Source organism: Aminobacterium thunnarium (assembly GCF_055390565.1).
This window is the reverse complement of record NZ_AP042412.1, coordinates 1,569,011-1,591,583: the sequence shown is the minus strand read 5'-3', so window position 1 is coordinate 1,591,583 and position 22,573 is coordinate 1,569,011. Positions and strand designations below refer to the sequence as shown.

Here is a 22,573-nt window from a genome sequence, read left to right as displayed (position 1 = left end):
GCTTATGATCACTCTCACACGAATTAACGGAGAGCACTTTACGTTAAATGCGGATTTGATTGAAACGGTGGAAACGACACCAGACACAGTAATAAAACTTTTTAATGGCCATCGTTATGTAGTTCGAGAAAACATGGAAGAGATTGTGGAGTTAGTTGTTCAGTATAGGAATCGTATTTGGCGCTCTTCCTGTCAATCTGAGAGCGCTATCATCACACAACAGCAGAACGACAAATAAGTTCTTTGGTGTAGTTAGGCTGTTTTAGGGAGGGGAGTTTTTGTGGATCTGGCAACAGTAATAGGTCTTTCAGTAGCACTTATTTTGGTTATTGGGGGTATTGTTGCAGGCGGTGAACCTATGTCTTTTGTTAACTTCCCGTCCCTTCTGATAACTCTTGGCGGCACCTTAGGCGCCACAATAATGGCAAACCCCGTAGAACGGATAAAAAATATAGGTAAAATTTTGGGGCGTGCCTTTTTTTCTCAAAGTCCCGATCTTGTTTCTCTCGTACAAACTATTGTAAGTTTTGCAGAAAAAGCGAGAAGAGAAGGGTTACTTGCTTTGGAAAGCGATGCAGCAGAGCTTGACAATGAATTTCTTAAAAAATCAATTCAGCTTGTTGTCGATGGTACGGACCCAGAACTTGTTAAGGCTATACTTGATACTGAAATAGGAGTTCTTGAGGAGCGACACGTCGCGAATAAGAGTATGTTCGACACAATGGCTGAACTTGCTCCTGCTTTTGGAATGTTGGGGACGTTAATAGGGCTTATCGCTATGTTGCGTAACCTTGACGACCCCGATGCTCTTGGCCCTGGAATGGCAGTAGCTCTTATAACCACATTCTATGGTTCCTTTATTGCTAATGTTTTTGCTATTCCAGTTTCTCGTAAGTTATCGACAAGGTCATCAGAAGAAGTGATGGCGAGAGAACTTATGGTAGAGGGCGTTCTTGCAATACAAGCAGGAGAAAATCCTCGTATTGTTGAGGAAAAGCTGAAAGTCTTTTTACCTCCCTTACAGCGAGAGAAATTGGAAGAAGAGGAAAAGCAAGCTAGGGAAGGTGGAGCGTAAATGGCTCGTAGAAGGAAATTGCAGGAAGAAAGTGGAGGCGGAAACTGGCTTACAACTTATGGTGACATGGTTACTCTGCTCTTGACTTTCTTTGTTTTCCTTTTTTCATTCTCCTCTATAGATGTTCAAAAGTTTCAAAAGATGCTTCTTTCTTTCCAAGGAGCTTTAGGTGTTTTACCAGGCGGCAAAACAGTACAGGAAAATGGTGGCGTTTTTGGAGGCATGGAACATCAGGATGCGGGAGAATCGAAAAGAACAACGATTAATATTCAAGAAGTTGCCCAAAGTTTAAAGCTTTATTTAAAGCAGGAAGGTCTAGAGCGTCAGACAGTTGTCAGAGTCGATCAGAGAGGTATAACAGTCTCTATTTCTGATCAGCTTCTTTTTGAGACAGGACGAACAGACATGAAACCGGAAGGGAAAAGGGTTCTTTTCAAGTTGGCCCAGCAATTGAAGGATGTCGTTCCGGCTTTATCTGTCGAGGGGCATACAGATAGTGTCCCTCTTCGCGGTGGTCCCTTAAAAAATAATTGGGGACTTGCCGCTCTTAGAGCTTCAACGGTAGCTTCGTATTTACAAGAAAGTGGTGGAATAGACCCCAGAAAAATCCAGGCTGTTTCTTACGGTGCTTTTCGCCCTATTGTTCCTAATGATACGCCAGAACACCGGGCACTTAATCGAAGGGTTGATCTAGTTATTCTTTCACAGTATCCCAAATAGACTGTGAGAACAACCTTTGGGAGGAAATCATATGTTCAGAAGAGTTCTTATCTTTATAATAGTAGGGGTTATGGCTTTTTCTGTTGGTTTTGGTGGCGGTTTGTTGGCTGGGCGGATGTGGAATCGCTCGTCGACAGTAGCATCTGCTTCCGGTGAAGCCATAGATACACCTGGACCTATCTGTAGTATGGGGGATTTTACTACAAATCTCTCAGGTCTTGATGGCGGTATAGTAAGTTTTTCCGTTGCTTTGGAAACTTCAGGAGCGAAAGCTCTCGAAATTTTACAGCAAGAGAATTGGAAAATGCGTATAACCAACGAAATTTTGCTTGTAACAAAAGGGAAAACAGCTGGAGAACTTAGAAATGCAGAAGGCGTGCTTGAGTTGGCAGAGGAAATTAAACAATCGATAAATAGCATGGTTCCCGCTTCTAAAGAGCAGGTGCCAGTAAAAAGAGTTCTTTTCCAAAGTTTTGTACTTCAATAGTTGAATTAGTGGGCTAGGGGGTGGCAGAAAATGTGCCCAGATGTACTTTCGCAGAATGAAATAGACTCTCTTCTTGACGCTCTTTCTAGTGGAAGCTTCGACATCGATTCGATGGATGCGGAGTCCGAAGAGAAGAAAATAAAAATTTACGATTTTAGAAGGCCCGATAAGTTCAGCAAAGACCAGCTTCGAGCTATACAAATGATCCATGAATCTTTTGCCAGGCAATTAACAACAACACTTTCGACGATGGTTCGTTCCATGGTTTCTGCGGAAGTGGCTTCTGTTGACCAGTTAGCTTATGATGAGTTTGTTCGTTCTCTCGTGCAACCTACCGTTATAGGTATCTTAGAGATGTATCCTTTCAGTGGGAATGCTCTTATTGAAATTAATCCTAACCTTGTTTTTGCCATAATCGATCGTATGCTTGGCGGGAAGGGTGAATTTTCAGGAAAAGCTCGAGACCTTACAGATATTGAACGGATGGTTATAGAGCGGGTTATTATGAGAATGCTTGAGCTTCTTGAAGAGAGTTGGAGTACTGTTGTGGATGTCCGGTTCCGTTTTGAAAATATGGAAAGTAACCCATTTTTTGTCCAAATATGTCCTGGTACTGATATGGTGTTGCTTGTAATTTTGAAATTGAAAGTGGCCGATGTAGAAGGAATGGTCAGTATTTGTATCCCTTATTTTCTGATGGAACCAATTATGGATAAGCTTAGCTCCCAACAGTGGTTTGCATCGACTGGACGTAAAAAAGAAGAAGGAGCTCGTGATGCCATTGTTCGTCATCTTGGGCACGTTAAAATTCCTCTTTCAATAGAACTTGGACATACCATTCTCAGTGTAGAAGATGTATTGCAGCTTCGTTCTGGGGATGTTATTAAACTAGATGAGACTGTAGAAGATAGAATAGATATTCGAGTAGGGAATATGATTAAATTCCTGGGGCGTCCCGGAACCGTTGAAGGCAATTATGCTGCGGAGATAGCAGATGTTCTCTATGACGACGAGATGATTCCCGAAAATGAGGGAGGAGTCAAAGATGATTGACGAATTGTTGAGTCAGGATGAAATTAATGCTTTGCTTCAGGGGCATTCTTTGAAAGAGGAAGAATCATCTCTTTCTGGCGTATCTTCTGAACAACAACAGATATTTAATGATATAACAAACATTTTTGCTACTGCTATTACAAATGTCTTTGGCATGCTTGCAGGCAGAGATGTAAATGTTCCTGATAAAAAGCAGGAAACGATTCCTCAGAAAGATATTGTTTTAAAACCAGGAGAATCTGCCTTTTCTTTTCATATAACGTGTCAGGGCATGAGCGATGCGCCGTTGACATTCATAACGACCCAACAAGGGGCTTTGATCTTAGCCGATCTTATGATGGGGGGAGAAGGTAAGGACTTACCAGAAGAAGCGAGTGAGCTCTACCTCAATGCGGCTCAAGAGGGACTTAGCCAGATGGTAGGGGCATCTCTAACCAATATGAGTGGCATTTTAGGAGGTCGTCGCCTATTACCAGATAATGTTCAATCTGCTTTAGAAAGCGGAGAGTGGTTGCCATTTGCGGAGATGGGGCCAGACGAAAAAATATGGTCTGTTGAGATGTCTATAAAAATTGATGATGTCGCAGTCTTTCCACTCTGGGTTGTCTTTCCTTTGGACGTTGTCAATAAAATAGCAGATGAAGCCTTGGAGATTATGAAAGCCAAATCTGCTCCAGAGCCTGAAAAGAAAGATTCCTCACCGGCTCCTTCTGCATCTAGAACTCAAAATAAAGGCCAAGTTGAAATTCCTGTTCAGCCGATGGAGAACAATGCTAACAAACAACGAAGTGCTGCTACGCAGCCAGTTTCACAAGTAGATGTCCGACCTGCACAGTTTATGCCCTTAAGTCAATCTGGTGGATCGCAGGGGTCTGGTAATATTGATCTTATAGCAGATATCCCTGTGCGTGTTACTGTAGAGTTGGGGCGTACACGAAAAAGTATTTCTGAAATCTTAAACATGACACCGGGTTCCGTGATAGAATTAGATAAAATGGCTGGGGAGCCAGTAGATATATTAGTAAATAGTAAACTTGTAGCACGCGGAGAAGTTGTTGTTATCGATGAGAACTTCGGCGTGAGAATTACAGAGATCGTAAATTCCTCAGCAAAATTTCGTTCATAACATAGTCATTTCGAGTTTGACAAGTGAGGGGTGCAGGAATGGGAAAAAGTGTGTTAATAGTTGATGATGCCGCCTTTATGAGGATGATGTTAAAAGATATTCTTTCAAAAAACAGCTTTGAGGTTGTTGGAGAAGCAGAAAATGGTAAAGTTGCCGTGGCGGCTTATCAGAAGCTTCATCCTGACATTGTAACAATGGATATAACAATGCCCGAAATGAACGGCATTGATGCTGTAAAAGCTATTAAAGCTCTTGATTCTCAGGCTAAAATTATAATGGTTAGTGCTATGGGGCAGCAGCCTATGGTTATAGAGGCAATACAGGCCGGCGCTGTTGACTTTATAGTGAAGCCTTTTCAACCAGATAGAGTGGTGGAGGCTTTAAGCAAGGCCCTAGCCTAAATTTCAAGGTCAGAGTAATGGTTAATTTTTTAAAAATTATCCCAGGCAGTCGCTTTTCAGCGTTACTGGCTGGGTTTTTCGTTTTTGTCATTCAGACACCGTCGGAGGCTGCAACCTCTACGTCAGGACTTACGACTTACTTTATACGGGTTATGTTGGCTCTTTGCCTTTTGGTCGGTATCTCGTATATTTTAATTCGGTATATTCGTCCATCCATTGCGGTAAGAGAAAGCCACAATGTGAAAGTTATAGCTGCGTTGCGACTTGGTCGCGAAATGCTTTACATTATTCAGTGTGGTCCAGATGTTATAGCATTGTTATCTGGGGGGAATAATTCTAAGGTTGTAGGAAAATGGCGGAAAGAAGATTGGCTTCAGGGAGACGTGAATGGTGAAAAAAAATGTAACTGATTTATTGATACTTATAGTCGCTATATTTCTTTTTGCAGCATTCGTAGTTCCTTCAGCTGCATTGTGTGCAGAAGCTCCGTCTATTCCTCTTCCAGCTTTACAGTTGGGTGTTCGAGCTGCTGAATCACCTCAAGATGTGGCCCTCACATTGCAGATTTTAGCTCTTTTGACTGTATTGAGCCTAGCTCCGGCAATTATGCTCATGCTTACAAGTTTTACTCGTATTCTTGTTGTTTTGGGGTTCGTACGCCGCGCCCTTGGACTGCAACAGACTCCTCCGAATCAGGTGCTTGTTACATTAGCTCTTTTTATGACCCTTTTCATTATGACTCCTACATGGAGCCAAATTTACGACACGGCTTTGGCTCCATACATGGCAGGAGAAATACAATCTGCACAAGCTTGGCAGAATACAGTGGCTCCGGTTCGTCAATTTATGTTGAAATATACACGAGAAGAAGAGCTTTCGCTCATGGTTCGGATGGCTAAAATGGAACGTCCTCAAAATGCAGACGATGTACCGACTCGTCTTTTGTTACCCGCCTTTATGCTCAGCGAGCTTAAAACAGCTTTTCAGATGGGAGTCGTAATATTTATTCCATTCATAGTTGTCGATATGATCGTAGCAAGTGTCCTTATGAGTATGGGCATGATTATGTTGCCTCCTATGATGATCTCCCTACCCTTTAAGATACTCCTTTTTGTTATGGCTGATGGTTGGGATTTGGTTGTTATGAGTATATTTAAGAGTTTTTCGTAAGGAGGAAGGTGCGCATACATGAACACATTTAGTATGTACGACGTATTGAGTCATTGTGTTTGGGTAACTCTCCTTACCTCTCTGCCTGTTCTTCTCGTTGCCATGATTGTGGGGCTTATTATAGGTATTTTGCAAACGGCAACATCTATTCAGGAACAGACACTTATTTTCATTCCGAAGATCGTAGCTGTTCTTGTAGCTCTTGTGTTGTTTGGCCCCTGGATGTTTGGTCGTATAGGTGAATTGACACAATTTCTGTTGGGGCAACTAGAGAAATTTGTGCAATGACGGCTGATAATTTTGTTATTTCTCAAGTCCTTATAGTTTATATGGTGGTTGGACTTCGGTTTGTGGGAATGATATTTTCATCCCCTGTTTTCTTGGCTTCCTCCATGCCGTTGCCTGTTCGTTTCTGGGCAGCAATTTTAATATCGATAGCGGCTGTAGGAAGTGCTGATTTATCTGTTCCTGCCACTCTTTTTTCAGGGTGGATGCCAATTGTTTTAGCTGGTGCACGTGAATTTTTAATAGGCGTTGCTCTGGGATTTTTGTCGGCATTGCCTCTTTATGCATTGCAAGTAGCGGGTGAATTGGTTGGTAATGTAATGGGCCTAGCGATGGTAAGTCTTCTTGATCCTTTAAGTGAGGAACAAAGTTCTATTCTTGGCCAATTAAAATTTTTGGTCGGTTTATGGTTCTTTTTTTACTGGAATGGCCATCTACTTCTGGTACAATCCATTGTAGAAAGTTTAAAATTAATTCCAGTAGGAAAACTCTTTTTGTTTATTCCAGCCGATATGGGAATAGCGGTTTGGATTCAACAGCTTTTTGTTATCGCTGTCAGAATGGTTTTGCCCTTTTACGGAGCTCTCCTTCTCGCCGATATCGGGTTAGGCTTCTTAGCTCGCACTGTTCCTCAGATGAATATCTTTATATTAGGACTTCCTTTGAAAATAGGTTTGGGCCTCTTCCTTTTAATGATAGTTTTGCCTTTAACAGTTGATCTAGTATCAGCGAATTTGACAAAATATATAGAATTGGCAATGAAGAGTGTCATGGTATGGAAATAGAAAAGAGTAGCTTTTACGATTTACAGTTTTTTGCAGAAGAGCGAACTGAACCTGCGAGCCCTCGTAAACGAAGACGAGAAAGGGAAGAAGGGCGTGTCGCTAAAAGTCAGGATCTTGGAGCATCTGTCGTTATTCTTGTTGGTCTTATTGCTCTTTTTCTTTTCGGTACTTTTTTTTGGGACATTCTTTTATTTTATATTCGAGATACTGTAGCTTTTATGGCAAGCCCATCCATGAAAGCACAAGGTTGGCAGCACATTTTGTGGATACGCGCTTTAAAGACACTTGCAATAGTTGTTCTTCCCTTGGGAGGAGTTGCTGCTTTGGCAGCCTTTATCGTTACTGTTGCACAGGTTGGTTTGGTTTTGACTCCGAAGCCTCTTATACCTAAGCCGGATCGCTTTAATCCTGTTTCAGGATTAAAGAAGATCGTTTCGTTGAGGTCTTTGGTGGAGCTTGTGAAGGGACTTTTCAAAGCAACCCTTTTTGGCATTGTTATTTACACTGCCTTGAAGAAGGATATTCGAGAGATTGCAGGAGTTTTGCAGTTCCCAATAGATCAGGGACTTGCTTTGGTTTTTTATAAGATATGGCGTTTATGCTTAAAATTAGCCTTTTTATTGTTTGCAATCGCTATTTTTGACTATCTTTATCAGAGATGGGAGCACGAACGTTCTATTCGTATGAGTCGTCAGGAAATAAAGGAAGAGTACAAACAAACAGAAGGGGATCCCCAGTTAAGGGGAAAAATTCGTCAGAAACAGAGAGAGTTGGCAAGGAGCAGAATGATGTCATCTGTTCCAAAAGCCGATGTGGTTATTACAAACCCAACAACGTTAGCTATAGCTCTAGAGTATGATAAATCAGTGATGGAAGCACCTGTTGTTGTTGCAAAGGGGAAGGGGTTTATAGCACAAAAGATAAGGGAGCTAGCAGAAGAAAACGAAGTTCCCATTGTAGAAAATAAACCGTTGGCGTGGGCTCTCTATGATGCTATAGATATTGGAGAAGAGGTTCCCGAAAAATTGTACAAAGCTGTGGCAGAAGTTCTTGCTTTTGTTTACAAACTCAAGAGAGGTAAATCTACAAAAAAGGAAAAAAACAGAAATTATTTGAGAGGATGAGCCTAAGTGGCAGAAACGACCTTACAACGATCTTTTTTGAAACGACTCCTTCTTTATTCCGACTTAGGGTTGGCTATTATGGTCATTATGATAGTGGCCATGATGATTATTCCTGTCCCAACATGGCTTCTCGATATCCTTCTCGCTTCTAATATAACGTTGGGAGTCGTTATGTTGCTTTCCACCTTTTATGTCAATAGAGCTCTCGATTTAGCAGCATTTCCTACGATGCTTCTTATCGTTACCTTGTTCAGATTAGCCCTCAATGTTTCCACTACTCGACTCATTCTTTTGCGGGCAGATGCGGGAAAAGTTATCAGTGCTTTCGGAAATTTTGTTGTAGGTGGTAACTATGTTGTTGGTGGAGTTGTTTTCCTTATTTTGGTTATCATCCAGTTTATAGTTATTACGAAAGGTTCTGAACGTGTTGCGGAGGTTGCTGCTCGATTTACTCTTGATGCTATGCCAGGAAAGCAGATGGCAATTGATGCAGATTTAAATGCTGGCCTTATAGATGAGAATGTTGCTCGTACGCGACGTAAAGATATTCAGCGGGAAGCAGACTTCTATGGAGCTATGGATGGAGCTTCAAAATTCGTAAAAGGTGATGCAATAGCGGGGCTTATTATTACGATAATCAATATTATTGGTGGCCTCGCCATAGGAGTTCTTCAACGAGGACTTACCTTAGGGGAAGCTGGTGCTATTTATAGCCTCCTCACTGTTGGTGATGGTCTTGTTTCCCAAATACCAGCCCTTCTGTTCTCAACAGCAACTGGAGTTATTGTAACCAGAGCTGCTGGCGAAACAAATTTGGGGCGAGATATATTTATATCTCTTACTAAATATTCACGCCCGCTTTTCATTGGCTCTGGTTTGCTTTTTGCTTTAGCGTTCATTCCGGGATTACCCACAATACCCTTTCTTGTCCTCGGAATATTTCTTGCTTTGATGGGGTATTGGGTTTACAGAGAAGGAAAAGTTCAGGAAATAGAATCATCAGAGGGAGCTGGTTCTTCTGCGGCTCACACTCCATCTGGTTCACGAGAGGGAGCAACGAAGAGTGCAGGTAGCGGAACATCTGCTCAACCTGTAGCGCCTGCTTCTCCAGAAGATGTAATGCAACTTTTGACTGTTGACCCCATGGAAATAGAGATAGGGTATGCAATAATCCCCCTTGTCGATCCTTCACAAGGAGGAGATATGCTTGATAGAATTGGCACTATTCGCAAACAGATGGCTTTGGAATTTGGTCTTGTTGTTCCACCCATTCGTATAAGAGATAATATTCAACTTAAACCTTCCGAGTATGTCATACGTGTCAGAGGCGCTGAAACAGGTAAGGGAGAACTTTTGCCGGATCAGTACTTAGCCATGAATACAGGGAACGCAGAGGAAGAAATTGTGGGGGTTCCAACAGTTGAACCTGCCTTCGGTTTACAAGCTACATGGATTTCTCCTGAACTGAGAGATAAGGCTGAATCCATGGGATATACTGTTGTCGATGCGCCATCGGTTCTTGCCACACATCTGTCTGAAATTATTAAACGTTATGGCAGCGAACTTATTACGCGACAAGAGGTTCAGAAACTTACGGATCTTGTAAAAGAAAATTCTCCTGCTGTAGTAGAAGAAATGATGGGAGTCCTTTCATTAGGTGAAGTTCAGAAAGTGTTGCAAAATCTTGTTCGTGAACAGATTCCAATTAGAGATTTGGTAACAATTTTTGAGGCCTTGGCAGATAATGGTCGAATAACGAGAAGTGTAGATTATTTAACCGAACGTGTAAGAGAGTCTCTTTCTCGCATTATATCTTTGAAAATACAGGGAGAGGAAGGTGTTGCTACAGTGTCTACACTTTCCCCTGTATGGGAGCAGAAAATCAAAGATGGCCTGGAAGGAGACCTGCTGCAGGGGTGGCAACTCAATATGAGTCCTCAAGATATTCAGGGGCTTACCGCGGCCGTAGCAAAAATGGTTGAAAAAATGGCCATGGAGGGGCATCTTCCTGTTTTATTGGTACATCCAGATGTGCGTCTTATAGTAAGAAGAATTCTCGAGGGATCATTGCCTGGACTTTATGTTGTATCCTATAATGAAATATCCCAGAGAATGCAATTAAAATCTGTGGGGATGGTGGAGTGATAAATGCGCGTAGTTCAGCAGATATCTTTTGAAGCTAAGAATGATGCAGAAGCAATACGAATTGCCAGTGAACGCTTAGGGCGGGATGCGGTAATTCTTTCCACTCGTCCTGCCAAAGCCGGAGGTTTTTTAGGGCTTTTCAGAAAAGATATTCTTGTTGTTACTGCTGGTCTTCTTGAAGAAGATGAAGCAGATCAGCGAGAAGCATCGCGAGATCGACTAGTAGCATTTCAGCGTCTTCTTGATTCTAAAAAAACATCGGCGTCTCCGACAATTTCAGAGCGGATTACTGAGGATGTAAAAGATGAAGTTTCTTTTTCATCTCAAAGTTTGGCTTTAGCAAAGCCTCAGGAGGAGAAGGGAAAAACTAAAGATTTAGAACAAGAAGTAGCGCGCATATATGAAAAACTGGATAAAGTTTTGGAACGTCTGGATGAGAAGCCTCAACATGCAGTTATTGAGTCTCATCCCAAATCAGTTGTGGCGGAGAGTGGTGTCGAGAAAAACAAAAAAACAAACATTGCTGTTTCTGTTTCTTCTGATCTAACAGGTTCTCTTATAGAAAAAGGCTTATTACCAGATATAGCTCAAAAACTTCAAGAAAAGTTTTTGGAAGAAAAACTTCCTCAGGATCAGTTTTGTCTTTGGCTTAAAGATCAGGTTCCAGTTGCAGCAAAAGTTCCGACGAAAGCAATTGGCGGGAAAAAAGTAATGTTTGTAGGCCCTACAGGCGTGGGCAAAACGACGACAATTGCCAAAATAGCTGCCATACATGCTCTTTGGGAGCGAAAAAATGTATTGTTACTAACATCAGATACCTATCGTATAGCTGCGGTAGAACAGTTACGAACATATGCGAAAATCCTTGGGGTTCCCATTGAGGTTATTTTTGAGATAGAAGAAATTGATACTGTATTGAAAAAACATAGCAAGGCTGACCTTATATTACTTGATACGGCAGGGAGAAATCAAAAAGATTCTGAACGACTCGAAGAGGCTAAAAGACTTTACGAAGCCTTTAAACCTGATGCTCTTCACCTCGTACTCGCTTCAAATATGAAAGATAAGGATATGCTTGACGTAGTAGGAAGAATGGGAAGTTTACCTTTAACCCATATGCTTTTTACAAAAATCGATGAGACAAGTTCCTATGGTGGTTTACTTAACGTGCTGCTTTCGAAAAAGCTTCCAGCATCCTTTCTTACTACAGGACAAAATGTTCCTAATGATATTGAGGTTGCAGATGCTCAGAAGATTGTAGACCTTTTTTTGACGGAAGAGGACTATTCTCGTGCGTAATGGAGAGGGGCTCCCAGTTGCCGATCAGGCAAAGACGCTTAGAAGTTTAGTAGAAAAAAATAGGAGTTTTGAGAAGAAAGTATTTAGAAATACTCGTTCTATGGCTATTGTCAGCGGTAAAGGAGGGGTAGGTAAGAGCAGCCTCTCTGTTAATCTTGCTCTTGCAATAGCCGATCTGGGCTTTTCAGTGGTTTTATTGGATGCGGACATGGGGATGGCCAACGTTGACCTTATGCTAGGGTTAGTTCCTCGTTATTCTCTTGCTCACGTTATACGTGGGTCGAGGGAAATAAGAGAAATATTGATCGAGCTTGATGATAGGGTATGGGTTATTCCAGGCGGTAGTGGAGTCCGTGAAATGGCAGAGGCAAATGAAGACATTTTTTTGAAAATTTTAGAGCAACTTACTACTCTTGATCTTATGGCTGACTATCTCATTATTGATACGGGAGCAGGAATACATAAAGATGTACTTTCTTTCGCTCTTGCCGCTGATTCTGTTGTGGTGGTTACAACGCCAGAACCTACGTCGGTTCGTGATGCTTATGGAATAATGAAGATTTTAGCTATAGAGTCAAAGAGCAAGGCTGATATGCATCTTGTTGTAAATATGGCAGATAATGCAGTAGAAGCGGGAGAAACAGCAGAAAGAATGCAAAAAGTCTCTTCGCGTTTTTTAAGTTTAAACGTTGATTATGATGGATTTGTTCCAATAGATCGTCATTTAAAGAAAGCGATATGTTCTCAAAGGCCATTGTTGAGAGAATTCCCGAATTCGGTGGCATCTTATTCTTTCCGCGAAATAGCCTCGCGGTTAACGGGGGCAAAACAGGAGACAGCGGGGAGAGGATTAAAAGCATTTTTCTTGAGACTTGCTCGAGGATTACGCACAATGGAGATGGAGCCTTGATGGATTTAACTCATTTTCTTTCTCTTCTTGATAAAGAAATAGGGAAGAAAGTTTTTGTAGATATTAGGGCTGGATTGTATAAGGGACGTTATCCTTCCAGACTTGAAGATATTCGTAAGAATCAGATAGCTGTGGCTCATCCCATGCTAAAGGGGGCCTTGTTACCAATCCATAGAAGTCTCGAAATAGTTTTACAGATAGAGATAGAGGGCTCACTATATGAAGTTGCAGCTTTTATTGTTCGAAGCTCCATTGCAGAACAAATACCGTTACTTTGGGTAGAGCCGCATGGCGAGGTAATCAAACTACAAAGAAGACGTTTTGTTCGTGTTCCTTGTATTATGAAAATGGAGATGTTTTTGCTCCAGGAAGCAGAACAATTTAAAACAGCAAGAGAGGAAAAAATCGCTGTTACCGCGAAAGATATAAGTTTGGGGGGCTGCGGTTTTTTGTTGGATATTTCTAAGAAACATCTTTTTGAAAATAAAAGACGATATCTTTGCCGTCTCTTTCTTCCCGAAACAGAGTTTTTAGTCCCTGTTTCTATAATGAGGAATCAAGAACGCGACGGTCGATGTGAGGTTGGGGTCTCTTTTGATATTTTGCCTATTTCGGCAGAAAAAAGTTTAGGAAATTTTATTCGTCAACAAGAACTTATTAATCGTTAGGTGAGCATATTATGATAAAAGTCTTAGTCGTAGATGATTCTTCTTTTATGAGAAAGATAATAAGGGATATATTGACTTCCCATCCTCAGATAGAGGTTGTAGGCGTTGCGAGAGACGGGGAGGATGCTCTGGAAAAAATTAAAGAATTGAATCCAGACGTAGTTACTCTCGATATTGAAATGCCGAAACTAGATGGATTACAAACATTAAAAATAATAATGAAACAGTTCCCAAGACCTGTTATTATGGTAAGTAGTTTAACTCAAGAAGGAGCACAAGCAACATTGCAGGCCTTATCTTTAGGTGCTTTTGATTATGTTACGAAACCTTCAGGCCATATTTCTCTTGATATGAATGTCGTTGGTGAAGAGCTTATTGCAAAAGTGGTAGCTGCAGGCTCTGTAACCCCATCGGTTTTAAAAGAACCAACAGCATATATAACGCAACAGATAGAGCAACAAATACGACCAGCGAAAATTATAAAAAGTGAGCCGCCTGTTATTGTAGCTATAGCCGCATCTACCGGCGGTCCGAGGGCGTTGCAATATGTGTTATCTCAATTGCCTGGCGATTTCCCATTACCTATAGTGGTTGTTCAGCATATGCCTAAGGATTTTACGCCTTCTTTTGCCAAACGTCTTGATTCTGTGTCGCAGCTTACAGTCATAGAGGCATATGACAAAGCTCCTCTTCATGCTGGTATGGCTGCTATTGCTCCAGGAGGGGCCCATTTAATTGTCAAAAGAGACAAAGATAAAAGATTATTTTGTGGGCTTTCCGATATGCCTCCTGTTTTATCTGTAAAGCCGTCTGCGAATGTTTTGTTTATGAGCTTAGCTGATGAAGTGGGAGGGAAGGTGCTCTCTGTTATATTAACTGGAATGGGGCGAGATGGAACAGATGGCGCAACAATGCTAAAGAAAAAGGGTGCTTATGTTATTGCTGAAGCACAAGAATCTTGCGTCGTTTATGGGATGCCCAGAGCGGCTGTAGAGGCTGGAATAGTAGATGAAACGGTACCTTTAACTTCGATATCAACAGCTATTTTAAGGTATGTGAATAATTAGGATAAAGTTTAATTAGAGTGAATTTTGAGGTTGGAGATGATGTATCATGGCTGGAATGGATCTGAGTCAATATTTAGGCGCTTTCCTTGATGAGGCTTCTGATAATCTTTTGCATCTTGATGATCTTCTACTTGCTGTAGAGAAAAATCAGGAAGACATGGAAGTTATAAACGAAATCTTTCGATCTGCTCATACGTTAAAAGGAATGTCTGCAACGATGGGATTTGAAAGAATGTCGTCTCTGACCCATGCTCTTGAAGATCGTTTAGATAAGGTTCGTAAGGGTGAAAATACGTTAAAAAGTAACGATATCGACTTACTTTTTAAATCTCTTGATACTCTTCAATCTATGGTAGACGCTATTCGGAATGATGGAAATGATACGTCTATTTCTATAGATGAACTTGTTCAGGCTTTACGAGAAGCTATTTCTGATGAACCACAAAAAGATACTTTTCTTGGCAGTGATAGCAAACCAGCTGGTTTAGAATCTCATGAAGAAGAATGGATACATGAAGCAAGTAGCCTTGGTATGGATGTTTTTAAAGTCAAGGTTTTTCTGACGCAAGAATGCCTCCTGAAGGCGGCTCGAGCATATATGGTTGTAAATCGTTTAGAAGAAATGGGAGACATTATTAAAACAACACCTCCTGTAGACGATCTTGAAAATGAAAAATTTGATAGATCTTTTGAAGTGTACATTGCTACACATAGCTCTCAGGATAAGATAGAAGAAGCTGTTTCTCGCATTAGTGAGATAGAAAAAATAGAAATAGAGCATGTTGGCGCTCCTCAAGTGGAAAGAGAAAAAAACGAAAACTCTGTGGATCAAGATCATGCCTCACAGAACGAAGTTTCTTCTGAAAATAAAGCTCTTCATTCTGAAAAGAATGGAAATAATGTTTCGAAGTCGGCTAATCATAAAAAAAGCAGTCAAACGGTTCGCGTAGATATCGGACGTCTCGATAAACTAATGAATCTTGTCGGAGAATTGGTTATTGGCCGGGCTCGTATAGAGCGTCTTGTTCAAGAGGCACGTTTGAGAGAGTTTGATGAACCTCTATCTCAGCTTGGTCGTATTTCTAGCGATATTCAAGAGATGGTTACCAAGCTTCGGATGGTGCCTGTTTCCTTCATTTTTGATCGTTTCCCAAGATTAGTAAGGGATTTATCCAAAACAATGAAAAAGAAGATAGATCTCCGAATAGAAGGTCAAGATACAGAACTTGATCGTACAGTAATAGATGAAATTGGCGACCCACTTGTTCATCTTATTCGTAATTCCATAGATCATGGTATCGAGTTGCCTGAAGAGCGACTTAAAAACGGTAAAGAGGCAACTGGAACAATCTGTATTTCTGCCTATCAGGAAGGTAGCGGTGTTATTATCGAGGTCGATGACGATGGACATGGTATCGATACTGATAAGGTACGTAAGAAGGCCCTTGAAAAAGCTCTAATTACGCCGGAACAAAGTTCTGAAATGACAGAAGAAGAGCTTGTGCAACTTGTCTTTTTGCCTGGTTTCAGCACTTCCGATGCAGTTACCGACATCTCTGGTCGTGGTGTAGGTATGGACGCAGTAAAAACAAAGGTTGAATCTCTTGGCGGTCAATTTGAGGTGGCAAGTGAGCATGGGAAGGGAACACGTGTTCTTGTACGATTACCGTTAACTCTTGCCATTGTTCTTGCTTTGCTTGTTAAAGTGGAAAATGAGATTTATGCTATCTCCCTTGAAAATGTAGAAGAGACAATTCTTGTACATAAAAATGATATCAAAACTATGCACGGAATACCTGCTACTCTTTTGCGAGGGGATGTTCTTCCACTGTCTGATCTGGCCTCAATTTTGGGGACTTCCGTTGAGGACGATGGTCAGGAAGAGTATCCCGTAGTTGTTGTTAAAGCGGGGAGAAACAAGGTCGGTATGATCGTTAGCGAATTAATAGGACAACAAGAGATTGTCATTAAATCTTTAGGAAAATTCCTATCTAAAACAAAAGGAATAGCTGGAGCGACAATATTGGGAGACGGAAATGTTGCTTTAATACTTGACGTAGCCTCTCTCTGCGCGAGGTAGAGCTAGGGGGATTAAAGGGCGATGAATTTAGACAGTTTCAGTCACTTGCAACTTGACGCTATCCGGGAAGTTGGAAATATCGGAGCTGGTAATGCCGCGACGGCCTTATCGAAACTTCTGGAAAAACCTGTGGAAATGGATGTCCCTAAAGCAGAGCTTATTTCAATTTATGAGTTGGGGGAACATTATGGGCCGGCAATGAGTCTTGTCGCCGCTGTTTTTGTCAGATCTCATGGAGATTTCCCATGCAGTCTTATTTTTATACAAGAGGAAGAGAACGCTCAGTCCCTTGTGGATTTGCTTATTACAAAACAATTTGGTGGAGGAATGGATGTATCCTCTCTTCCTGAGGAAATGAGAGACAGTGCACTATCAGAGGTTGGCAATATTATTTTGAGTTCTTTCTTGAATGCAATAAACATGTTCGTAGGCAGTACATACAACATATCGGTTCCCGGAGTAGCTCATGACATGTTGGCTGCGGTTTTGGATGTCGTCATTTCTATTTTCGGACAAACAGGAGATGTAGCCCTTGTAGTTAATACGACCCTCAGTGTTGGAGAATCAGATCTTGATGTGCAAGGAAATGTGATAATGATTCCTGACCCCGGTTCTCTAGAGGGACTGCTGGAGAAACTGGGGGTTATGTAAACAATGGCGAATACTTTTCATGTTGGCATGGCTGATCTCATTGTCATAACAGCGCCGGATACACTTGTAACCTTAGGATTAGGGTCTTGTATAGGTCTCGTGATTTTTGATTCTGTCGCAAAGGTAGCTGGAATGGCTCATATAATGCTTCCTGAAAGTAGGGAAGGTGCTCCTGTAGATAAGCCAGGGAAATTCGCCAATACGGCGGTTCCTACGCTCATTGATGCTGTATGTAAAAAAGGAGCTTTAAAGTCTAGGCTTAAAGCAAAATTTGCAGGAGGGGCTCAGATGTTTGCTATACCGGGCTCTCAGTCTGATTTTCTCGCTGTTGGAAGTCGAAATATTCAGCAAACAACGGCGTGGCTAAATAAGTATGGCATTAAGATAATGGATTCTGATACTGGAGGAAATAAAGGTAGAAGCGTGGAGTTTTCTACGGAAACATGGATGCTTAGTGTTAAAACCCTAGGGCAAGGGAAAAAAGAAATATAAAGGGGGGAGAGAGGTGGAAGCATTGGATAAGACGGGAGAAATAATGGAAGTGGATGAATCAAGAAAAATGGAAGAAACAAACGAATTGGAGAAAACAGGAGAAATTGGAATAGACGAGCCTAAACTTCCCCTTGAAATAGAAGAAGAGCTATGTTCTCTCTTTCATTGCACTTCTAAATCTTTGTCTGCTATTATGTCTACAGTTAATGAAAATCCTAAAGAGCTTTTAACCCTTCTTAAATCGCTTTCCCCTAAGTTTCTTGCTGTGAAAGTTCGTTTTGATTCTCGCAAAAGGGGAGATGTTGGCGGTGCTTTTTGCCTCTTATGTGAAGGAACATCTGGTGATATCTTTGATGAAAGTTATTGGGTTTCCAGTAAAGGATTTCCAGAAAGGTTTAGTGTAAATGCCAGTTGGGAATCTGTACGGAAAGCGTTAATAGACTTAAGAGGTCCCGATCTGCGTGCCCACTTTGAAAAAGTTCTTTGGAACAAGCTTCGCAGTATAGTACGCGATCTCATGACACCCACACAACTGAATCTTATCTTTTCACAAGATAAAGGCGAAAAACAGATAGAAGACGTATTGCATGAACAGCTCAAAGAAGCTTTCAGAACAGAAATTGAAATGCAAATATCGGTAGAGCGGTTTAATAAAGCTCGCTTGGAATTGTCCGGTTTGGGCCAAGAAGAAAAGAAAGAAGAAAAAGAAGAAAAAACAACTACGAATGTTATCGGTGAAGGTGGAATCCAGATTTCTTGTAATCCTTTTGTTGATCCAGTTCGGGGGAAAGCTGCTTCAGAACTTGTGGAGAATGATTGTATTTGGGTTTCTTTCGAAGATACCGGCCTTTCTGGATTTATCAAAAGAACCTTAGAGCAAACAAGCGAGAAGCCTGTTTTTCCCGTTCGGTCAGTAGAAAAACTTCCCACAGGCCTTGTTTTGGCAAAAATTGCAATTTCTGAAGGAGTACAAGGACTTGTACGTGTGTCTGGAGATATAAAAGTACGAGTAGAATCTGAACATTCGATGGAAAAGATTTCACCTTTCCCGTTAAGGCTTTTAGTTTGGATAGGTGGCTCTCTTTTATTGTTATGGCTTGTCTATATTTTCTTGCGATGAAAGGTTGTTGCATTTGGGGATGAAATCAAGGGACAAGGAACTTTGGAACCGTTATGTAAACAATCATACCGAAGCTATCAGGGAGGAAGTTGTTAAACGTTATCTTCCTCTCGTTAAGTATGTGGCAGGTAGAATGGCTGTGTCTCCTCCTCCCGGCCTTGATTATGAAGATTTGTTGAGTTTTGGAGTTTTCGGTCTCCTTGATGCAATTGATCGCTTTGATCTTGAAAAAGGCGTTGTTTTTGAAACATTTGCTGTTCCGAGAATCCGCGGAGCTATTTTAGACGAACTCCGCAAGTACGATTGGATTTCTAGAACGGGAAGAGAGAAGTTGCAAAAATTGAACCGTGCTATGGATAAAATTTTGCAAGAACAAGGAACCATTAAAGATAGTGTGCTCATGAATGAGCTTGAAATGGACGAAAAAACATATAGGGAAACACTTGAACTCGCAAGTCGAAGTTATATTGTATCTCTTGATGAAGTTATGGCTTTGGATGATGGAGATGTAACCCGTGAGGGGCTTCTTGCTGACGAGTCGCCATCGGCGCTCGCGTTGCTTGAAGATTCTGAGGAAGTAGATAAAGTTGCACACGCTCTACAAAAGTTGCCTGAGCGGGAGCAACAAGTTATAGCTTTTTATTATTATGAAGGATTGACGCTGAAAGAAATTGGAAGTGTCTTAGGAGTTACTGAATCAAGAGTATCCCAGTTACACGGAAAGGCTTTGGTAGCATTACGGGGGATGCTTCAGGCTAAGTGAGGGGGGCTCTAATTATGGAAGAGGTACCTTTACATCTGGAATTTCGTGAAGATGGAGTATATATATCGATGGTATCCGAAAGTGAACCATCACTTAAAGATGTTGTTGATATACTCAAAAAAAACGGCGTGAATAATTACGATGGAGATAAAATTAACACTTTCCTTAAAGAAAAATCGTTAGAACCCTTTAAAGTTGCAGAACGCGAGGCGGAAGAAGAACGCGATGCCGTTGTGGAAGTACAAATCAGTTCTGATTCTTTAACAGCCGAGATAAGAATTTTCCCACCTTCTGGGGAAAAGCCCTGGCCTACAGTGGAAGATCTGAAAAAAATACTTGAAGATAAAGGCGTTACGTTTGGAATTAAAGATTCTGCATTGCGACAAGTCATAGATTCCAAAAGAGTTGAGGATTGGATTGTCGTTGCCAAAGGGGAACCGGCAATTAATGGGAAAGATGCAGAGATAGATTTTGCCATTCAGTTTGGACAAGCTAAACCCGTGATTGCAGATGAAAAAGATCGCATTGATTATAAAAACGTGAATTCTATAACTATTGTTCTAAAAAATCAACTTCTCGCAACAAAGACTTCTCCGACAGAGGGAAAGAATGGAATGACTGTTCGAGGCATACCCCTTGTAGCAAAAGCAGGGAGAGATCGTTCTTTACCTTCTGGCAAGGGAACTGTTGTTTCGGAAGACGCGCTCTCTCTTTATTCTGCAATAGATGGTCATCTCGTTTTAGCTAATGGCAAACTGAACGTTGTTCCGGTGTTTAACGTCGAAGGTGACGTTGATTATAGTGTAGGTAATATCAATTTTATTGGAGCAGTTTCAGTTAAAGGAGCGGTGAGAGAAGGGTTTGAGATCGTTTCTTCAGGTGATGTAGACGTACAAGGAGTTGTTGAAGGAGCGTATCTTTCTAGTGGTGGTAATATTTCACTTTCTGGCGGAGTTCGGGGCATGGGAAAGGCAAAAATAGAAGCTGATGGGGATATAGCTGCTAATTTTATCGATCAATGTACAGTCATATCTAAGGGCACGGTAAGAATAAAAAATGCAATTTTGCATAGTGATGTTTCAGCGAATAATTCCGTTATAGTGCAAGAAGGATCCAAAGCTCAGATAGCAGGTGGAAAAGTTCAGGCCGGAATAGAAGTAGTTTGTTTGCATCTTGGAAGTGAGATGGGAACCAAAACAGAAGTCGTTGTTGGTGTCTTGCCTGAATATAATGAAAAAAGGCGAGAACTTCAGGCTCTTAAAGGTGAGCTTCAAGAAAAAGCCACCAAGGTAGAGACAAATTTGAATTTTCTTAAAAAAATAGAGTCGGCAGGAGAACTTGATCGACCTAAACGAGAGTTGCTCATATCTCTTACAAAAGCGAAGTTTCAAGTGCAGTCTCAACTTTCAAAGTGCATCCAAGAGCTAGAAAGTGTCGAGTCTAGCATTGAAGCAAGTCGAGCTCATGGAGCTGTTCGAGTGAAGGGAATTTGTTACCCTGGGGTTTCTGTCACTATACGAGGTGTTCGACATATAGTGCGTGAAGAACAGCGGTTTGTTGCTTTTGTCTACGAAGCTGGTGAAGTTCGAATAAAACCTTACGACTATTAAAAAAGGTCTGGGGGGAATGCCAGGATGGTTGTAAATCCAGTGCATTTACAGTTGGCCCATTGGAACGTTGAACAAAACACCCAATCTATCAGAGGAAACAATAGCCCTGCAGCCCTTGCTGGTCAGCAAGGAGAGATAGTTTCGGCTGCTATACAAAAGGAGCAAGTTGTTCAAGCAGGAGATAATGCGTCAGAAGGAGAAAAAACAGGGCGCAAAAAGGAAAAGGAAGAAAGATCTAAAAAAGAGCGTCAATCTGGTTCGAATCATAAGAAAAAGTCTGAAAGCCAAACGTCCCAGAATAAAAACTTTGATCTTTATGCGTGATTTTTTCTCACGGAAGGATGGCTGTTATGATAACAAATAATCAAATAGGTTATATTCTTATTGAAGAAAACAACGGCATTTATCGTGGAGTGGCCTTAGTTACTGATTTTCGAGGCATTCCCCTTGATTTCCGTTATACTGATCCAATAAAGCCGACCCGCATAGAACAGATTCTATATGGAGGGGCTTTAGATGTGTATCTTAAAGAGGAATTGATTTTAAGCAACTTACTTGATTCTATAGAGGTAAAACCAGGTGTGTGGATTTGTCGCAATGATTCTTTGCTTGTTCCTTTAAGAAAGTTAAGTAAAATTCCGACACTTACTTTGTCTGTCACCTCTCGCCCCTTTCTTGAACAAACAGGTGACGTTGAGCCCCAGCCAGAAAATGGTGTTTTTATACTTCAAGCTGATGCCATGGGATCACCTCTCCGTTTGCGTCTTTCAGAAGAGTATTCCTCAGAAATTGATAGTGTAGCTTCTTTCCTTGTAGAAGTGGCAAAAACAATGGAACTTTCCGAACCTTTTTCGAGAATAGAGAAGGCGTTGAAAGTTATTGATGATGAACAAACAAATTGATGAGCAACGTTTTTACAACTTCAAGGAGGTTTTATTACGGCTCTTCCTTGGTCGAGTAAAAGTTCGGCATTTACAATCAAACTCTAAAATGTTCCAAGTTTTTAGCCTTTATAGAAGTCTTCCTATTCATAAAATTCTTTCTGAGGTGCATGTTTCAACCCTTTCTTTATTGGAAAATGGAACTCAACATGAACCGTATGTGAGTACGTTATCTCTTTTAAAAAATGACGTGCAGGTGCATAGTGTGGTGCTTTCTTCTTTCTTAACAAGAGTTCATTCTTTTAAAACTAGAATGAATAAGGTTACTATAAAAAGTGGAATTCAGATCATGCGTGCATTACCACAGACTCGAGAAAACCGCTCCTCCTCACATTTGTTAAAACCACGAAAAGATGGACATGCTTTTTTGGCGTTGTTTTCTCCTATAATAGAAAAAGCTTTAGTGAAAAGTGTTTTGAATAAAGAGACTGGAACACTGCTAATTTGGTATAATTCCCAGAGCAGGTCTTTTTTCTCTCAGAGTTTGGTGTTATTTAGCCGTCTGGGAAAGAATGGAGGCCTCGTCTGGGAGTGGCATGATCTTCCTCACGAAATGTCTAATTTTAAAAAATAGACCTAGACATTGAACATTTGTTAGAAT

The 22,573-nt window shown here is 41.1% G+C and carries 26 protein-coding genes; all 26 read left to right on the top strand.

Going from position 1 to position 22,573, the window contains the following annotated elements:
- Positions 1–4: 4 nt before the first annotated feature.
- The 26 genes from ACZ5GY_RS07940 to ACZ5GY_RS07815 all read left to right on the top strand — a co-directional run bounded on the left by ACZ5GY_RS07940 (position 5) and on the right by ACZ5GY_RS07815 (position 22,546).
- Positions 5–238 (top strand): flagellar FlbD family protein, encoded by a 234-nt coding sequence (locus ACZ5GY_RS07940; protein WP_213695750.1) that lies wholly within the window; start codon positions 5–7, stop codon positions 236–238.
- Positions 239–280: 42 nt separating this feature from the next.
- On the top strand, positions 281–1,075 hold the full coding sequence (locus tag ACZ5GY_RS07935; RefSeq protein WP_213691070.1) for a motility protein A: 795 nt from the start codon (positions 281–283) through the stop codon (positions 1,073–1,075).
- Entirely contained in the window at positions 1,076–1,795 is a 720-nt protein-coding gene (locus ACZ5GY_RS07930) for an OmpA/MotB family protein (RefSeq protein WP_213691069.1), read from the top strand. It begins immediately after the preceding gene.
- Positions 1,796–1,826: 31 nt separating this feature from the next.
- Positions 1,827–2,282, top strand: a complete 456-nt coding sequence (locus ACZ5GY_RS07925) for a flagellar basal body-associated FliL family protein (protein ID WP_213691068.1) — start codon at positions 1,827–1,829, stop codon at positions 2,280–2,282.
- Positions 2,283–2,312: 30 nt separating this feature from the next.
- Positions 2,313–3,335: a flagellar motor switch protein FliM gene (gene fliM, locus ACZ5GY_RS07920; protein WP_213691067.1), complete on the top strand. Its 1,023-nt coding sequence runs from the start codon at positions 2,313–2,315 to the stop codon at positions 3,333–3,335.
- On the top strand, positions 3,328–4,461 hold the full coding sequence (fliY, locus tag ACZ5GY_RS07915) for a flagellar motor switch phosphatase FliY (protein WP_464111732.1): 1,134 nt from the start codon (positions 3,328–3,330) through the stop codon (positions 4,459–4,461). The genes fliM and fliY overlap by 8 nt, the downstream gene beginning before the upstream one ends.
- A 38-nt stretch (positions 4,462–4,499) precedes the next feature.
- A complete protein-coding gene (locus ACZ5GY_RS07910) occupies positions 4,500–4,862 on the top strand; it encodes a response regulator (protein WP_213691065.1) in 363 nt (120 codons plus the stop codon).
- A gap of 17 nt (positions 4,863–4,879) precedes the next feature.
- Complete coding sequence (locus ACZ5GY_RS07905; protein ID WP_213691064.1) at positions 4,880–5,272, top strand: hypothetical protein; 393 nt, start codon at positions 4,880–4,882, stop codon at positions 5,270–5,272.
- Positions 5,250–6,032 carry a flagellar type III secretion system pore protein FliP gene (fliP, locus tag ACZ5GY_RS07900; protein WP_213691063.1) on the top strand — a complete coding sequence of 261 codons (783 nt, stop codon included), beginning with the start codon at positions 5,250–5,252 and terminating at the stop codon, positions 6,030–6,032. Before ACZ5GY_RS07905 ends, fliP begins: the two co-directional genes overlap by 23 nt.
- Before the next feature lie 18 nt (positions 6,033–6,050).
- Positions 6,051–6,320: a flagellar biosynthesis protein FliQ gene (fliQ, locus tag ACZ5GY_RS07895; RefSeq protein ID WP_213691062.1), complete on the top strand. Its 270-nt coding sequence runs from the start codon at positions 6,051–6,053 to the stop codon at positions 6,318–6,320.
- Positions 6,317–7,102: a flagellar biosynthetic protein FliR gene (locus tag ACZ5GY_RS07890; protein WP_213691061.1), complete on the top strand. Its 786-nt coding sequence runs from the start codon at positions 6,317–6,319 to the stop codon at positions 7,100–7,102. The genes fliQ and ACZ5GY_RS07890 overlap by 4 nt, the downstream gene beginning before the upstream one ends.
- Entirely contained in the window at positions 7,093–8,226 is a 1,134-nt protein-coding gene (gene flhB / locus ACZ5GY_RS07885) for a flagellar biosynthesis protein FlhB (protein WP_213695747.1), read from the top strand. Before ACZ5GY_RS07890 ends, flhB begins: the two co-directional genes overlap by 10 nt.
- A 78-nt stretch (positions 8,227–8,304) precedes the next feature.
- Complete coding sequence (flhA, locus tag ACZ5GY_RS07880) at positions 8,305–10,371, top strand: flagellar biosynthesis protein FlhA (RefSeq protein ID WP_374047604.1); 2,067 nt, start codon at positions 8,305–8,307, stop codon at positions 10,369–10,371.
- A 3-nt stretch (positions 10,372–10,374) separates the two neighbouring features.
- Positions 10,375–11,670: a flagellar biosynthesis protein FlhF gene (flhF, locus tag ACZ5GY_RS07875; RefSeq protein WP_213695745.1), complete on the top strand. Its 1,296-nt coding sequence runs from the start codon at positions 10,375–10,377 to the stop codon at positions 11,668–11,670.
- The gene (locus ACZ5GY_RS07870; protein WP_213691373.1) at positions 11,663–12,580 is read left to right on the top strand and encodes a MinD/ParA family protein; all 918 of its coding nucleotides are present in this window, start codon (positions 11,663–11,665) and stop codon (positions 12,578–12,580) included. The genes flhF and ACZ5GY_RS07870 overlap by 8 nt, the downstream gene beginning before the upstream one ends.
- The gene (locus ACZ5GY_RS07865) at positions 12,580–13,248 is read left to right on the top strand and encodes a flagellar brake protein (RefSeq protein WP_213691372.1); all 669 of its coding nucleotides are present in this window, start codon (positions 12,580–12,582) and stop codon (positions 13,246–13,248) included. Before ACZ5GY_RS07870 ends, ACZ5GY_RS07865 begins: the two co-directional genes overlap by 1 nt.
- An 11-nt stretch (positions 13,249–13,259) precedes the next feature.
- Positions 13,260–14,315 (top strand): protein-glutamate methylesterase/protein-glutamine glutaminase, encoded by a 1,056-nt coding sequence (locus ACZ5GY_RS07860; RefSeq protein WP_213691371.1) that lies wholly within the window; start codon positions 13,260–13,262, stop codon positions 14,313–14,315.
- A gap of 46 nt (positions 14,316–14,361) precedes the next feature.
- Positions 14,362–16,395, top strand: a complete 2,034-nt coding sequence (locus ACZ5GY_RS07855; RefSeq protein ID WP_464111731.1) for a chemotaxis protein CheW — start codon at positions 14,362–14,364, stop codon at positions 16,393–16,395.
- Positions 16,396–16,416: 21 nt separating this feature from the next.
- A complete protein-coding gene (locus ACZ5GY_RS07850) occupies positions 16,417–17,046 on the top strand; it encodes a chemotaxis protein CheC (protein ID WP_213691369.1) in 630 nt (209 codons plus the stop codon).
- A gap of 3 nt (positions 17,047–17,049) precedes the next feature.
- Entirely contained in the window at positions 17,050–17,538 is a 489-nt protein-coding gene (locus tag ACZ5GY_RS07845) for a chemotaxis protein CheD (protein WP_213691368.1), read from the top strand.
- Positions 17,539–17,551: 13 nt separating this feature from the next.
- Complete coding sequence (locus tag ACZ5GY_RS07840) at positions 17,552–18,658, top strand: hypothetical protein (RefSeq protein ID WP_213691367.1); 1,107 nt, start codon at positions 17,552–17,554, stop codon at positions 18,656–18,658.
- A 19-nt stretch (positions 18,659–18,677) separates the two neighbouring features.
- Positions 18,678–19,421 carry a sigma-70 family RNA polymerase sigma factor gene (locus ACZ5GY_RS07835; RefSeq protein WP_213691366.1) on the top strand — a complete coding sequence of 248 codons (744 nt, stop codon included), beginning with the start codon at positions 18,678–18,680 and terminating at the stop codon, positions 19,419–19,421.
- Between the two features lie 14 nt (positions 19,422–19,435).
- Entirely contained in the window at positions 19,436–21,031 is a 1,596-nt protein-coding gene (locus ACZ5GY_RS07830) for a DUF342 domain-containing protein (protein WP_213691365.1), read from the top strand.
- 24 nt (positions 21,032–21,055) lie between these two features.
- A complete protein-coding gene (locus ACZ5GY_RS07825) occupies positions 21,056–21,355 on the top strand; it encodes a hypothetical protein (RefSeq protein WP_213691364.1) in 300 nt (99 codons plus the stop codon).
- A gap of 26 nt (positions 21,356–21,381) precedes the next feature.
- Complete coding sequence (locus tag ACZ5GY_RS07820; protein ID WP_213691363.1) at positions 21,382–21,933, top strand: hypothetical protein; 552 nt, start codon at positions 21,382–21,384, stop codon at positions 21,931–21,933.
- Positions 21,917–22,546 carry a hypothetical protein gene (locus tag ACZ5GY_RS07815; protein ID WP_464111730.1) on the top strand — a complete coding sequence of 210 codons (630 nt, stop codon included), beginning with the start codon at positions 21,917–21,919 and terminating at the stop codon, positions 22,544–22,546. The genes ACZ5GY_RS07820 and ACZ5GY_RS07815 overlap by 17 nt, the downstream gene beginning before the upstream one ends.
- The last annotated feature ends 27 nt before the right edge of the window (positions 22,547–22,573 follow it).